We start from the raw sequence: 13795 nt of genomic DNA, 5'->3' as shown, positions 1-13795 counted from the left end.
GCCCTGTCTCTGCTCACAGGCTGACGCTACGCGCCGGCGTAATGGCACCGTAGTCATTCACACTCTGCCAGGAGAGCGTGCCGCTCGCTGCGGCAGGCAGCACCTGCTGCGCCGAGCTTTTCGGAGCAACCATCAGGTTCTCCAGCGTCTGACCGCCGAGCTTCAGATTGACCAGCGTGACGTAATACGGCGAGGCATTGCTCACCTTAAGATGGTTGCCGACGCGCTCAAAACGCAGCTGTGAGAGCGCCTCTTCCGGCGGCATCGCCAGGTTAGCCGGGCGAACAAACAGCTTGATGCGTGACAGAATGGCCAGTTGCAGGACGTTGTTGCCGTCCTGATGTTTTTTGCTGACGGAGGGAATCGCTTTGACGTTCATGTAAAAGAGTGATTCGCGATCGGCAGGCAGCGCCGGGCCTGCGTAGATAATGCGCAGGGTGTTTTCGCTGGCCGGCTCGCTGACAAACAGCGGCGGCGTGACGGCAAAGGTTTTTTCCTTTTGCCCGTTGGCATTTTCTATCCACGCGTTAATTAAATAGCGCTCTTGTTTATTGCTGTTGGTGATCGCCAGCGACGTTTGTTTTGCATCGGCCGGATAAATAACGCGCGTCGCGCCCAGCGCAATTCCGCCGGATGCATTCGCGCTGGCAGAAACCATCATCAAAATAAAAGTTAAAAACAGTCCAGGTTTAATCAGGGTGTTCATCACAACCGTACCTTTAATAATTAGTTCGCAGGCGTCAGGGATAAATCAACGTAAACCAGACATTCGACTGAATAGTGCCTGGTACAAGGTGTTCGGAAATAGCCCGGTAGCGGGCGCTGAAATGAAATACCAGCTCGCGGGTGTTAATGGGTAACCAGCTCACTGCCGTCGCGTTCGGGATGATCTGACGTTGCTGTTCGTCAAAAAGCGCCAGTCCGACACCACTGCTGACCGCATTTTCCCCCGGCCGCGATGTCGCCAGGAAAACCTGCGGGTCTTCTGCCGGTGTCACTCCCTGGAACTGGATCCCCACGGTGCGGGAGACGTCCACGCTGCAATCCAGCAGACGTACGGTGAAAGGCACATTAACCGTGGAAAAGCTGCCGACGCCGAAAAAGGCGTTTGTGCGGTATTGCCCCATATCCACGCGCATATTCTGGCTGTCCGGGGCCACGGCGCAGCCGCCGTTAACCAGCTCTCCCCTGAGGTGTACTTTGCCGCCGTCTATGACAACGGTATGTGCGTTTACTGCTGAGGCAATCGCAAGGGCACACAGCAGTATCCCAGTCCTTGTCATCCTTCGCTCCCGGTATAGGCGATCAAAAGACCTCTTCCCTGAGGCCAGCCACATCCCTGTACTCAGGCATTACTCGTATTTCATTACGAATGTTGCGTCCGCGTTTGCCTGGCCTGGCGCGGTGGTCGCCGCCGTGGCTTTATAGCGCGCGGTGAAGTTCAGGGTGTTAGTCCCTTCAATCAGGTTCTGCGCCGCAGAGAAGGTTGCACCGTCCGGGGTCAGCGTGGAGGATTTGCTGTCGAGGATCTCAATGCCTACGCCCTTCGCGGAGTTGTCGTTGTTACCGGAGCTTACCGCCAGCAGCGTTTTGTCGGTGGCGTCGATCTGGCCGGTAAACGCGACAGCAGCGGTTTTCGCTACCGCAGGATCGCAGTCGTTCAGTTCGATGGTGAAGGGAATATTGGAGGTGGTGTCACCCACTTTAGTGAATTTCGCGGTACGGTACTGGCCGAGATTAACCGTCTGCTCTGAAGAGTCAGTATTCACTGAACACGCGGCATTCACTAATTCACCTTTAAAATGCACCGTACCACCGTTTACAGATACAGGTGCTACCGGATCTTCTGCGTGAGCGGCACCCGCGACCAGGGCCAGAGTTGCAATAACAGTAGAAGCAATGTTGCTGAGTTTCATGTCTATTCCTTTAAAATGTAAATAACCCTTCCCGCGCATATTCGGGAATAAGAAATACGTTCAATTAAAAAATTGAAGGCTTATTTCGGAGAGGACAAAGTAGCTCAGGAATCTATTTTGTAATATGTCAAAACGCTGCCATTTTGCCAGGTCACATCCTAATCGCCTCTAAGAAATTGACCATGCCCTGAGAAGGGGTTTTGCGGGCCATCGATGAAATCTCGTAAAGGGTGACTGACAGCGGCGCTCGCTTCTGACAAAATACAGGTAATCCCCCCTTTCTAACGTTACAGACGGAATCTTCTCTCTGATGGCAGCAAAGATTATTGACGGTAAAACGATTGCGCAGCAGGTGCGCTCTGAGGTTGCGGAAAAAGTGAAGGCGCGTATAGCCGCCGGAAAACGCGCCCCAGGGCTGGCCGTTGTGCTGGTTGGCAGCAACCCGGCTTCGCAAATTTATGTCGGCAGCAAACGCAAAGCGTGTGAAGAGGTGGGGTTCGTCTCCCGCTCTTACGATCTGCCGGAAACCACCAGCGAAGCAGAACTGCTGGAACTGATAGACACCCTGAATGCCGATAAAGAGATCGACGGCATTCTGGTTCAACTGCCGCTGCCTGCGGGCATCGACAACGTGAAGGTGCTGGAGCGTATCGCGCCGGACAAAGACGTTGACGGTTTCCATCCCTATAACGTGGGCCGTCTGTGCCAGCGCGCGCCGCGCCTGCGTCCGTGCACCCCGCGCGGCATCGTGACGCTGCTGGAGCGTTATAACATCGACACCTATGGCCTGAACGCTGTGGTGATTGGCGCCTCCAACATCGTGGGCCGCCCGATGAGCATGGAGCTGCTGCTGGCGGGCTGCACCACCACCGTCACCCACCGCTTCACCAAAAACCTGCGTCATCACGTCGAAAACGCCGATCTGCTGATCGTTGCGGTCGGCAAGCCGGGCTTTATTCCGGGCGAGTGGATCAAAGAGGGCGCAATCGTCGTGGACGTGGGTATTAACCGTCTGGAAAACGGCAAAGTGGTCGGCGACGTGGTGTATGAAGATGCCGCAGCGCGCGCCTCCTATATTACTCCGGTCCCGGGCGGCGTAGGCCCGATGACGGTCGCAACACTGATTCAGAATACCTTGCAGGCGTGCGAGGAGTATCACGACGTAGAGGACGCGTAATCATGGCAACTTTTTCTTTAGGTAAACATCCGCACGTTGAGCTGTGCGATCTGCTGAAGCTGGAAGGCTGGAGCGAAAGCGGCGCGCAGGCGAAAATCGTCATCGCCGACGGGCAGGTAAAAGTAGACGGCACGGTGGAAACCCGCAAGCGCTGCAAAATTGTCGCGGGCCAGACCGTGAGCTTTGCAGGTCAGAGCGTGACCGTGACGGCCTGAGCTGTCTGATGCCCGGTGGCGCTGCGCTTACCGGGCCTACGTACTGTCTCCGTTTGTAGGCCGGGTAAGGCGAAGCCGCCACCCGGCAATTTCTCTCACAATCCCCTCACACCCATCACGGTTAATTATCGATCAACTTCAAATAATCACTATTCCCTCTGGCGAAACGTGAAAATTATGTTGCGCGATTTTCAGACTTTCCCCACGATAAGTAGAACGTTCTACTAAAACGTTCTACTTACAATAACAGCGCGAAAAAGCGCTACTCGGGGGAAATCAGCATGAGTCTGATATCAGGGTTTGTTAAATCGCTGTCTAAGTTATCGATGATTGGTCGCGCCTTAATGCTGCCAATTTCACTGCTTCCCGCTGCAGGCCTGCTGCTGGCCTTCGGCGATAAGTTCCACCTGCCGCTGATGATGAACGCCGGCGGGGTTATCTTTGATAACCTGCCGATGCTGTTCGCCATCGGCTCTGCCGTCGGTCTGGCTTCGGAATCCGGCATTGCGGCACTCTCTGCGGCGGTCTCGGTGTTTGTCACCAACATCACCATCAGCACCGTGCTGAGCATTACGCCGGAAATGGCCTCCCAGGGCGGGAAATACGCCATGGTCGTCGGCATTCCGACGTTGCAGATGGGTGTCTTTGGCGGCCTGATCTGCGGTATTCTCGCGGCCTGGTGCTACAACCGCTTCCACACCATGCAGCTGCCGGAATTCCTCGGCTTCTTCTCCGGGAAGCGTTTTGTGGCGATTGCGACGGCATTTCTGTCGTTCCTGCTCGGCCTGCTGCTGCCGTACGTGTGGCAGCATATTCAGTCCGGGATCGACGCCCTGTCCGTGGTGGTGAACGGCGATAACCAGGCGGCCTCGACCTTTATCTTCGGGCTGGTGGAGCGCGCGTTGATCCCGCTCGGCCTGCACCACATCTGGTATCCCTCCTTCTGGTATTCGTTCGGGGATTACACTACCCAGGCGGGTCAGGTGATCCACGGCGACCAGACCATCTGGTTCAAGATGCTCGAAGAGGGGGTGAAATCCTTCAGCAGCGATACCTACCAGAACGCCGGGAAATTCATGCAGGGCGAGTTCCCGCTGATGCTGTTCGCGCTGCCTGCGGCGTGCCTTGCGATGTACCATGAAGCGCACACGAAGAATAAGAAAATCGCGGCCGGTATTCTCTTCTCCGCCGCCCTCACCTGCTTCCTGACGGGCATCACCGAGCCGGTAGAGTTCACCTTTATCTTCGTGGCGCCGATCCTTTACGTCTTCAACGCCATCATGGCGGGCCTGGCGTACATGACCATGTACCTGCTGCATGCGCACATCGCCAAGTCGTTCTCGGCGGGCTTTATCGACTACCTGTCGTTCGGGATCCTGCCGTCGTTTAACGGCTATCAGACCAACTTCCTGAGCGCCATTATCATCGGTATCCCAATGGCCCTGATTTACTACTTCACGTTCCGCTTCGTGATCCGCCGTTTCGACGTGAAAACGCCGGGCCGCACCGAAGTGACCGCCAGCGCGAATGACAAGTCCGATTCCGAACTTGCCACCGAAATCATCGGCCTGCTGGGCGGTGCGCAGAACATTGATTCTGTCGGCTCCTGTATCACGCGTTTGCGTCTGGAAGTGGCGAAGAGCGAAGCGGTGGACCGGGACGGGCTGAACGGGCTGGGCGCGCGCGGCGTGGTGTTTGTTGGCGACAACGGGATACAGGTGATTTTCGGGGCCAGAGCACAGTTTATCGCCCAGACCATGTCCACGATGATTGGCAAATAATAAGATGCCTGAAGGAGGCGTCTCCTGTACGCTGGGGTACGCCTCTTATCTGGCTGATAATCGGTAAATTTCAGGGAGCGGTTTTGAAGAAAGTCAGCATTATTGATGTTGCAAAGCATGCGGGCGTGTCGGTTTCTACCGTGTCGCTGGTGCTGCGCCAGAAAGGGAAAATCTCAGAGGCGACGATCGGGAAGGTCAATGCCGCCATCACAACGCTGGGCTATGTTCATAACGTCGCCGCTGCCAACCTTCGCGCCAACACCTCCAACTTAATCGGCCTGATCCTGCGGGACTTCAGCGACAGCTTTTCCATCAAAGTGATGGCGAGCATCGTTCAGGAGCTGGAGAAACAGGGTTATATGGTTTTTCTCGGTCAGCCGCTGAACGACGACGAACATCTTGAGCGTACCCTGCTCTCATTTAAGCAGCAGGGCGTGGCGGGCGTCATCTATCTGGCGTCGGACACCCGCGCCGCCTCTCTCCCGGAACACATTCGCCAATGCCCGCTGCCGCTTGTGGCGGTTTCGCAGTCGTTGCTGGAAGAGAAATGCAACCTGGTGATGCGCGATAACCGCCAGGCGGCGAACCTGGCCGCGCGTTATCTTATCGAGCGCGGGCACCGCACCATCGCCTACATTGGCGGGCGCGACGGGTGCCGTATTCGCGAGCAGCGCCTGCTCGGTTTTCGCAGCGCGATGACGCAGAACGGCCTGGTCTGGCGTGAGGAATATTCTCCCGCCTGCACCGATGATACGCAGGCGGCGGCCATGGCGACTCGCCAGCTGCTGGAGAAGAACAACACGATTACCGCCCTGCTCTGCCATTCGCCGGACGCGATGATCGGTTCGATCTCCGGCATTCACCAGGTGGGGCGCACGGTGGGCAAAGATGTTTTCCTGACTCAGCAGGTGGCGCTGATCGGCTTTGAAGATATGCTTCACGTAAACCTCACGTCGCCGTCACTGACTTACGTTTCGTCTGCCAGTGAAGAGACCGGCCGCCAGGCGGCAGGGCTGATGATCCGCAGGCTGAAGGAGCCGGATCTGCAAACGCAGCGTATTACCCTCTCCGGCCAGCTTATCGCGCGGGAATCGGCGTAAATTCAGAATTTAGCATGGGTCTTATAGCGCGAGATGACTGCTATATTTCCATGATTTGCCATGGATAAATGTAATGCCTACCGTTATCACCCACGCTGCCGTACCTCTGTGTCTGGGCTTAGGGCTCGGAACCAAAGTCATCCCACCCCGCCTGCTGTTTGCCGGGATCGTCCTCGCCATGCTGCCTGACGCTGACGTACTGGCGTTTAAATTCGGTGTCGCCTACGGGAATATTTTCGGCCACCGCGGTTTCACTCATTCGCTGCTGTTTGCCTTTGTAGTGCCCATACTTTGCGTGCTGGCTGGGCGTCGATGGTTCCGGGCCAGCCTGTCGCGCTGCTGGCTGTTTTTAACCGTGTCGCTGCTGTCGCACAGCCTGCTGGATTCGATTACCACCGGCGGGAAAGGCGTCGGCTGGCTATGGCCCTGGTCAGATGAGCGCTTCTTTGCGCCGTGGCAGGTGATTAAGGTCGCGCCGTTTGCACTGTCGCGCTATACCACGCCGTACGGGCATCAGGTGATTATCTCGGAACTGCTGTGGGTGTGGCTGCCGGGAATCGTGCTGATGGGAGTATTATGGTGGAAGAAGAGAAGGTAAAAAAAAACCGGGTGGCGGCTGCGCCTTACCCGGCCTACCTTCACCTGTAGGCCCGGTAAGCGTAAGCGCCACCGGGCATTACGGACTTACTTACGACGCCAGGTGGTGCCCTGGGGGCCATCTTCCAGAATAATACCCATCTCGGTCAGACGGTTACGCGCCGCATCCGCCGCCGCCCAGTCTTTCGCCTGACGCGCTTCCAGACGCGCTTTAATCAGTGCTTCAATTTCCGCTACTTCATCGTCGTCCGCCTGCGCGCCGCTTTGCAGGAACACGTCCGGGTCCTGCTCCAGCAGGCCGAGCACGGAAGAGAGTTTACGCAGATGAGACGCCAGCGCATTCGCCGCCGCCATATCTTCTGACTTCAGGCGATTCACCTCACGCGCCATGTCGAACAGCACGGAGTAGGCTTCCGGGGTGTTGAAGTCGTCGTTCATGACCTCAACGAAGCGGGCTTCGAACGCCTCGCCGCCAGCGGCCGGAACAGACCTGTCGGTGCCGCGCAGTGCGGTATACAGACGCTCCAGCGCAGCGCGCGCCTGCTTCAGGTTCTCTTCGCTGTAGTTCAGCTGGCTGCGATAGTGGCCGGACATCAGGAAGTAGCGCACGGTTTCCGCGTCGTAATACTTCAGCACGTCGCGCACGGTGAAGAAGTTACCCAGCGATTTCGACATCTTCTCGCGGTCAACCATAACCATCCCGGAGTGCATCCAGTAGTTCACGTACTCGCCGCCGTGAGCACAGGTGGACTGCGCGATTTCGTTTTCGTGGTGCGGGAACATCAGATCCGAACCGCCGCCGTGAATGTCGAAATGGTTGCCCAGCTGTTTGCAGTTCATCGCGGAACATTCAATGTGCCAGCCCGGACGCCCTTCGCCCCACGGGGATGGCCAGCTCGGTTCGCCCGCTTTGGACATCTTCCACAGCACGAAGTCCATCGGATTACGCTTCACGTCAACCACGTCCACGCGTGCACCGGCCTGGAGCTGGTCCAGATCCTGGCGGGAAAGCGCACCGTAGGTTGGGTCCGTCGGCACCGAGAACATCACGTCGCCGTTGTCTGCCACATAGGCGTGACCGCGCTCGATCAGCTTTTGGGTGATCTCAATGATTTCATGAATATGGTGGGTCGCACGCGGCTCGCTATCCGGGCGCAGAATATTCAAGGCATCAAAATCCTTGTGCATTTCGGCGATCATGCGATCCACCAGCGCGACAAAGCTTTCGCCATTTTCATTAGCACGTTTAATGATTTTGTCGTCGATGTCGGTGATGTTGCGCACATACTTCAGGTTATAGCCCAGGAAGCGCAGGTAGCGGGACACCACGTCGAACGCGACAAAGGTACGGCCATGGCCGATATGACAGAGATCGTAAACCGTAATACCACACACGTACATGCCGACTTCCCCGGCATGGATAGGTTTAAATTCCTCTTTTTGGCGCGTCATTGTATTAAAGATTTTTAACATCGAAGATTCCATGTAAACACGTGTGTGGATTGTTTGTTCCTTATAATACCCATAATTCGGAGCACGGTCAGCACACAATGCAAGGTGATCGTGTCCTGTGGTTATGCTATAACAAGCCCCTATATGTGACCCGAGCACGGGTCGACGCACCACAATAACGGAACAGGATGCAAAAATGGTTACTTTCCACACTAATCATGGCGATATCGTAATCAAAACCTTTGATGACAAAGCGCCTGAAACAGTTAAAAACTTCCTGGACTACTGCCGCGAAGGTTTCTACAACAACACTATTTTCCACCGTGTGATCAACGGCTTTATGATCCAGGGCGGCGGTTTCGAGCCTGGCATGCGCCAGAAAGAGACGAAAGAAGCGATCAAAAACGAAGCGAACAACGGCCTGAAAAACACCCGCGGTACGCTGGCAATGGCCCGTACTCAGGCCCCGCACTCTGCTACCGCACAGTTCTTCATTAACGTGGCGGACAACGACTTCCTGAACTTCTCTGGCGAAAGCCTGCAGGGCTGGGGCTACTGCGTATTCGCAGAAGTGGTTGAAGGCATGGACGTGGTCGACAAGATCAAAGCCGTTTCTACTGGCCGCAGCGGTATGCACCAGGACGTTCCTAAAGAAGACGTTGTGATCACAAGCGTGACCGTCAGCGAGTAATTCGTGGCGACACTCTTTATTGCGGATCTGCATCTGCAAACAGAAGAACCGGCGATAACCGCCGGTTTTCTGCGTTTTTTACGCGGTGAAGCGAAAAGCGCCGATGCGCTGTACATTCTGGGTGACCTGTTTGAGGCCTGGATAGGCGACGACGATCCGAACCCGCTGCACCGTGAGATGGCAGCGGCCATTAAAGCGCTGGTGGATTCCGGCGTCCCCTGCTATTTCATTCACGGCAACCGTGATTTCCTGATCGGCCAGCGCTACGCCCGCGAGAGCGGCATGACGCTGCTGCCGGAAGAGCAGGTGCTTGACCTCTATGGCCGCAATATTCTGATCATGCACGGCGACACGCTCTGCACTGACGATACCGGCTACCTGGCGTTTCGCGCCAAAGTTCATACCCCGTGGATCCAGAAAGTGTTCCTCGCCCTGCCGCTGTTTATTCGCAACCGCATCGCCGCCAGAATGCGCGCGGGCAGCAAGGCCGCCAATAGCAGCAAATCGATGACCATCATGGACGTCAACCCGCAGGCGGTAGTGAAGGTGATGGAGAAGCATCGCGTTCAGTGGCTGATCCACGGCCATACCCATCGTCCCGATGTGCATTCCCTTATCGCCAACGGCGAGCCCGCCCATCGCGTGGTTTTAGGCGCCTGGCACAGCGAAGGATCGATGGTCAAAGTCACGCCGGAAGGTGTGGAACTGATCGCCTTCCCGTTCTAACCCTCCTCGTTTTTTCGCCCATTTCACGACCACGCAACCGTTTTCCTTGCCGGTATTACATGCTATTCTCTGTGCCCTCGAAAGCAGTGTGTTCCGCACCACAGGAGTTTTAAGACGCATGTCTTCCCGCAATAATCCGGCGCGTGTCGCCATCGTGATGGGGTCCAAAAGCGACTGGGCTACCATGCAGTTCGCCGCCGAAATCTTTGAAATCCTGAATGTTCCGCACCACGTTGAAGTGGTTTCCGCGCACCGTACGCCGGATAAACTGTTCAGCTTCGCCGAAAGCGCCGAAGAGAACGGTTACGAGGTGATCATTGCCGGTGCGGGCGGCGCAGCACATCTGCCGGGCATGATTGCCGCCAAAACCCTGGTGCCGGTACTGGGCGTGCCGGTACAGAGCGCCGCGTTAAGCGGGGTTGATAGCCTGTACTCTATCGTCCAGATGCCGCGCGGTATCCCTGTCGGTACGCTGGCGATTGGTAAGGCGGGTGCCGCAAATGCCGCCCTGCTGGCCGCGCAGATCCTCGCGACGCATGATAATGACTTACATCAACGCCTGGCGGAGTGGCGTAAAGCCCAGACCGACGAGGTGCTGGATAACCCGGATCCGCGGGGTGCAGCATGAAGCAGGTTTGCGTTCTTGGTAATGGTCAGCTTGGCCGGATGCTACGTCAGGCCGGTGAGCCGCTGGGTATTGCCGTCTGGCCCGTCGGGCTGGACGCCGAGCCGGAAGCCGTGCCGTTCCATCAGAGCGTGATCACCGCCGAAATTGAACGCTGGCCGGAAACCGCCCTGACCCGCGAGCTGGCGCGCCATAACGCCTTTGTGAACCGCGACGTCTTCCCGATCATCGCCGACCGTCTGACGCAAAAGCAGCTGTTCGACAAGCTCGGCCTTGCGACCGCGCCGTGGCAGCTGTTGTCCGACAAAAGCGAGTGGAATGACGTCTTCGCCATGCTGGGCGATCTGGCGATCGTGAAGCGTCGTGTCGGCGGCTACGACGGTCGCGGGCAGTGGCGCCTGCGCGCGAACGACACCGCCGAGCTGCCGGACGACTGCTACGGCGAGTGCATCGTTGAGCAGGGCATAAACTTCAGCGGTGAAGTGTCGCTGGTGGGCGCGCGCGGGCATGACGGGCACACCGTTTTTTACCCGCTAACGCATAACCTGCATCAGGACGGGATTCTGCGCACCAGCGTCGCCTTCCCGCAGGCCAATGCTGACCAGCAGGCGCAGGCGGAAGAGATGCTCTCTGCCATCATGCATGAGCTGGGCTATGTGGGCGTAATGGCGATGGAGTGTTTCGTCACGCCATCGGGTCTGCTGATCAACGAACTTGCGCCGCGCGTGCACAACAGCGGCCACTGGACGCAAAACGGTGCCTCCATCAGCCAGTTCGAGCTGCACCTGCGCGCCATCACTGACCTGCCGCTGCCGCAGCCGGTGGTGACCAGCCCGTCGGTGATGATCAACCTGATCGGCACCGATCTGAACTACGACTGGCTGAAGCTGCCGCTGGTGCACCTGCACTGGTACGACAAAGCGGTGCGCCCGGGTCGTAAGGTCGGCCACCTGAACCTGAACGATACCGACACGGACCGCCTGAGCGCCACGCTGGAAGCGATTGTTCCCCTGCTACCGCCAGAATACGCGAGCGGGATTGTCTGGGCGCAGTCAAAACTGAAGTAAGTAACCCCCGCCGGGGAGTTGACCTTCCCCTTCCCCGGCGTACAATTCCCGCCCATTGCTGCTTAGCTTTCTTCTGGAACCACCATGAACGATGGAACGGACTATCGCGCGATCCTCGCGTCCGATACCCCTTTAATCGACGTTCGCGCGCCGATCGAATTTGTCCAGGGTGCGATGCCCGCCGCACTCAACCTGCCCTTAATGAACGACGACGAGCGTGCCGCCGTCGGCACCTGCTATAAACGCCAGGGTCCGGACGCCGCACTGACGCTCGGCCATAGCCTGGTCAACGGCGAGACGCGAGAGGCGCGCATCAACGCCTGGCGCGAAGCCAGCCTGGCCCATCCTGAGGGCTACCTTTGCTGCGCGCGCGGTGGCCAGCGCTCACATATCTCCCAGGCCTGGCTTAAAGAGGCGGGAATCGATTATCCGCTGATCCGCGGCGGCTATAAGGCCCTGCGCCAGACGGCAATTCAGGTGACGATTGAGCAGTCACAAAAACCGATGGTGCTTATCGGTGGCTGTACCGGAAACGGCAAAACGCTGCTGGTGAAGCAGCATGCGCAGGGCATCGATCTGGAAGGGCTGGCGCACCATCGCGGCTCGTCATTTGGCCGCACGCTCACCCCGCAACTTTCTCAGGCGAGCTTCGAGAATCACCTTGCCGTCGAGCTGCTAAAAAAAGATGCCGCGCGCTGGGTGCTGGAGGATGAGGGCCGGATGATTGGCTCTAACCACCTGCCGGAGTGCCTGCGCGACCGCATGGCGGAAGCGCCTGTCGTGGTGGTCGAAGATCCGTTTGAGATCCGTCTTGAGCGCCTGCGCGAAGAGTATTTCGACCACATGTGGGCCGACTTTTTTGCCGCCTACGGTGAAGAAGCGGGCTGGAAAGCCTACAGCGAATACCTGCATCACGGCCTGTTCGCCATCCGCCGTCGTCTGGGGCTGCAACGATTCGCGGAATTTACCGCGCTATTGGATTCCGCGCTGCTGGAACAACAGCGCTCTGGAAGCACTGACGCGCACTTCAGCTGGCTTGTGCCGCTGCTGAAGGACTATTACGACCCGATGTACGGCTATCAGCTGGAGAAGAAAGCGGAGAAGATTGTTTTTCGCGGGACGTACGAAGAAATTGCCGAGTGGCTTGATCGCTGAAAAAAGCCGGGTGGCGGCTACGCCTTACCCGGCCTACGCGTGCTTTTGTAGCCCCGGTAAGCGCAGCGCCACCGGGGAACAAACCACTCAGAAGTCGTAACGCAGACGCACCAGGTTCATGTCGCCCAGGTTGTCGGTGCTGGAGGTGAACACGTGTTCGTAATCCACGCGGAAACCGTAGTCCAGCTGGAAGCTGATACCCACGCCGTTGTCGATGCGCTGGTAGTTACGGCCGTTCACGTACTCAATGCGGTCGCCCATGAAGTACGGCTGAATGGATTTCACCGCATACTGACCGACCGGGAATTTGTATCCTGCGAAGTATTCAATACCCCATGCATCACCGGCGAAGTAGTCGTTAACGGACACTTTTTTGGTGGTCATGAAGTTCTGATACCAGCCGCCGCCTGCGGAGAAAGTCCAGTTATCCGGCGTCCAGCTCAGTGCGGTGCCGAGAATGTTCTGGTCGTAGGATTTGCTGTCGCCGTTGTCCGAATTACGCATGTCCGCGCGGGTGTAGTTCCACGCTGCGCCCCAGGTCAGATCGGTGGTCAGGTGGTAATCGATACCCAGTGAACCGCCGCCTTTACGCTTGTAGCGCAGGCCGTTGCCCGGCAGGTATTCGCTGTCTTCAAACAGGTAAGAGGCGTAGATGTCAGCATCGCCCACGGTTTTCTTGTACTTCAGCATCTGGCGTGAACGGTAAGAGCCGTCGTAGTCGCCGTTGATCCCGTTACCCGACGCCTGACCAATCATGTCGTAGTCCCAGATATCGGTTTTCGCGCCCACCACGTCATAGTACACGCTATTCTGCTGGCCGAAGGTCAGCGTACCCCAGGTGTCGCTCTTCAGACCGGTGTAGAGCATACGGCGTGAGGTGTCGTGCGCGCCGTCGGCGTAGTGGTTATCCCAGTTAAACTGCGCCGGAATGTTCACACCCAGCTCGTAGTAGGTGATCCAGCTGATGTCATCGAACAGGTAGTAGTCTGCCGCGAAACGGAAACGGGTACCGCCGTCAAAGCCGTTACGCTTGTAGCCGTTTTTGCCGTCATCACCGGTCATGTTCTGGAACTGAGGACGGATGCTGCCGCCAACGGTGAAGTTCAGACGGCTCAGCGGGTTACCCGCCTGCGGATCCTGTTTCAGAAGGGTGATTTCCGCCTGAGATGCGAAAGAAGCCAATGCCACTGCTGCGCCGATCGTTGTCGCCAGCGCTGTTTTTCTTATAGTCATTCTTTTTCCTTGATAGACACGCTGCTAAATATTTAGCTGGTGAATATTAACCGGAAAAAT

Annotated in this window: 15 protein-coding genes; 10 read left to right on the top strand and 5 right to left on the bottom strand. The window is 57.3% G+C overall.

The features are described 5' to 3' along the window. Nucleotides 1-13: 13 nt before the first annotated feature. The 3 genes from fimC to fimA form a co-directional block, all read right to left on the bottom strand. Entirely contained in the window at nt 14-706 is a 693-nt protein-coding gene (gene fimC / locus L3069_RS05370; protein WP_022647307.1) for a type 1 fimbria chaperone FimC, read from the bottom strand. Between the two features lie 34 nt (nt 707-740). After that, nucleotides 741-1283 carry a type 1 fimbrial protein subunit FimI gene (gene fimI / locus L3069_RS05365; protein ID WP_038415564.1) on the bottom strand — a complete coding sequence of 181 codons (543 nt, stop codon included), beginning with the start codon at nt 1281-1283 and terminating at the stop codon, nt 741-743. Between the two features lie 69 nt (nt 1284-1352). After that, the gene (gene fimA, locus L3069_RS05360) at nt 1353-1916 is read right to left on the bottom strand and encodes a type 1 fimbrial major subunit FimA (RefSeq protein ID WP_022647305.1); all 564 of its coding nucleotides are present in this window, start codon (nt 1914-1916) and stop codon (nt 1353-1355) included. Nucleotides 1917-2226: 310 nt separating this feature from the next. Between fimA and folD the strand changes: the two genes are divergently transcribed. From folD to L3069_RS05335, 5 genes are all read left to right on the top strand, one after another. Beyond that, the gene (gene folD / locus L3069_RS05355) at nt 2227-3093 is read left to right on the top strand and encodes a bifunctional methylenetetrahydrofolate dehydrogenase/methenyltetrahydrofolate cyclohydrolase FolD (RefSeq protein ID WP_022647304.1); all 867 of its coding nucleotides are present in this window, start codon (nt 2227-2229) and stop codon (nt 3091-3093) included. 2 nt (nt 3094-3095) lie between these two features. Next, entirely contained in the window at nt 3096-3308 is a 213-nt protein-coding gene (gene ybcJ / locus L3069_RS05350; protein WP_022647303.1) for a ribosome-associated protein YbcJ, read from the top strand. Between the two features lie 281 nt (nt 3309-3589). After that, nucleotides 3590-5089 carry a PTS transporter subunit EIIC gene (locus L3069_RS05345; protein ID WP_003858916.1) on the top strand — a complete coding sequence of 500 codons (1500 nt, stop codon included), beginning with the start codon at nt 3590-3592 and terminating at the stop codon, nt 5087-5089. 83 nt (nt 5090-5172) lie between these two features. Beyond that, nucleotides 5173-6189, top strand: coding sequence for a Mal regulon transcriptional regulator MalI (malI, locus tag L3069_RS05340; protein WP_023299483.1), 1017 nt, complete (start codon nt 5173-5175; stop codon nt 6187-6189). A gap of 73 nt (nt 6190-6262) precedes the next feature. Further along, nucleotides 6263-6787 (top strand): metal-dependent hydrolase, encoded by a 525-nt coding sequence (locus L3069_RS05335; protein WP_038415562.1) that lies wholly within the window; start codon nt 6263-6265, stop codon nt 6785-6787. A gap of 86 nt (nt 6788-6873) precedes the next feature. On the opposite strand, the gene cysS is transcribed toward L3069_RS05335, so the two are convergent. Continuing rightward, nucleotides 6874-8259, bottom strand: a complete 1386-nt coding sequence (cysS, locus tag L3069_RS05330) for a cysteine--tRNA ligase (protein WP_063135795.1) — start codon at nt 8257-8259, stop codon at nt 6874-6876. Between the two features lie 175 nt (nt 8260-8434). Between cysS and ppiB the strand changes: the two genes are divergently transcribed. The 5 genes from ppiB to mnmH all read left to right on the top strand — a co-directional run bounded on the left by ppiB (nt 8435) and on the right by mnmH (nt 12502). After that, on the top strand, nt 8435-8929 hold the full coding sequence (gene ppiB / locus L3069_RS05325; protein WP_000256009.1) for a peptidylprolyl isomerase B: 495 nt from the start codon (nt 8435-8437) through the stop codon (nt 8927-8929). Nucleotides 8930-8932: 3 nt separating this feature from the next. After that, complete coding sequence (gene lpxH, locus L3069_RS05320; protein ID WP_038415557.1) at nt 8933-9655, top strand: UDP-2,3-diacylglucosamine diphosphatase; 723 nt, start codon at nt 8933-8935, stop codon at nt 9653-9655. A gap of 118 nt (nt 9656-9773) precedes the next feature. Next, on the top strand, nt 9774-10283 hold the full coding sequence (gene purE / locus L3069_RS05315; protein WP_023299481.1) for a 5-(carboxyamino)imidazole ribonucleotide mutase: 510 nt from the start codon (nt 9774-9776) through the stop codon (nt 10281-10283). Then, entirely contained in the window at nt 10280-11347 is a 1068-nt protein-coding gene (gene purK / locus L3069_RS05310; RefSeq protein ID WP_023299480.1) for a 5-(carboxyamino)imidazole ribonucleotide synthase, read from the top strand. Before purE ends, purK begins: the two co-directional genes overlap by 4 nt. A gap of 84 nt (nt 11348-11431) precedes the next feature. Continuing rightward, nucleotides 11432-12502, top strand: a complete 1071-nt coding sequence (gene mnmH, locus L3069_RS05305; RefSeq protein ID WP_038415556.1) for a tRNA 2-selenouridine(34) synthase MnmH — start codon at nt 11432-11434, stop codon at nt 12500-12502. Between the two features lie 87 nt (nt 12503-12589). Here the strand turns inward: mnmH and L3069_RS05300 are convergent, their stop codons facing one another. Beyond that, entirely contained in the window at nt 12590-13735 is a 1146-nt protein-coding gene (locus L3069_RS05300; RefSeq protein WP_038415554.1) for a porin, read from the bottom strand. Between the last annotated feature and the right edge of the window lie 60 nt (nt 13736-13795).

It is taken from the genome of Enterobacter cloacae complex sp. ECL411 (assembly GCF_021869665.1).
Lineage (GTDB): Bacteria > Pseudomonadota > Gammaproteobacteria > Enterobacterales > Enterobacteriaceae > Enterobacter > Enterobacter intestinihominis.
This window is presented reverse-complemented; position numbering and strand designations above follow the sequence as displayed.

Coding starts and splice junctions, on each gene's coding strand:
- fimC (WP_022647307.1), bottom strand. CDS start 706: ATGAACACCCTGATTAAACCTGGACTGTTTTTAACTTTTATTTTGATG.
- fimI (WP_038415564.1), bottom strand. CDS start 1,283: ATGACAAGGACTGGGATACTGCTGTGTGCCCTTGCGATTGCCTCAGCA.
- fimA (WP_022647305.1), bottom strand. CDS start 1,916: ATGAAACTCAGCAACATTGCTTCTACTGTTATTGCAACTCTGGCCCTG.
- folD (WP_022647304.1), top strand. CDS start 2,227: ATGGCAGCAAAGATTATTGACGGTAAAACGATTGCGCAGCAGGTGCGC.
- ybcJ (WP_022647303.1), top strand. CDS start 3,096: ATGGCAACTTTTTCTTTAGGTAAACATCCGCACGTTGAGCTGTGCGAT.
- L3069_RS05345 (WP_003858916.1), top strand. CDS start 3,590: ATGAGTCTGATATCAGGGTTTGTTAAATCGCTGTCTAAGTTATCGATG.
- L3069_RS05335 (WP_038415562.1), top strand. CDS start 6,263: ATGCCTACCGTTATCACCCACGCTGCCGTACCTCTGTGTCTGGGCTTA.
- cysS (WP_063135795.1), bottom strand. CDS start 8,259: ATGTTAAAAATCTTTAATACAATGACGCGCCAAAAAGAGGAATTTAAA.
- ppiB (WP_000256009.1), top strand. CDS start 8,435: ATGGTTACTTTCCACACTAATCATGGCGATATCGTAATCAAAACCTTT.
- purE (WP_023299481.1), top strand. CDS start 9,774: ATGTCTTCCCGCAATAATCCGGCGCGTGTCGCCATCGTGATGGGGTCC.
- purK (WP_023299480.1), top strand. CDS start 10,280: ATGAAGCAGGTTTGCGTTCTTGGTAATGGTCAGCTTGGCCGGATGCTA.
- mnmH (WP_038415556.1), top strand. CDS start 11,432: ATGAACGATGGAACGGACTATCGCGCGATCCTCGCGTCCGATACCCCT.
- L3069_RS05300 (WP_038415554.1), bottom strand. CDS start 13,735: ATGACTATAAGAAAAACAGCGCTGGCGACAACGATCGGCGCAGCAGTG.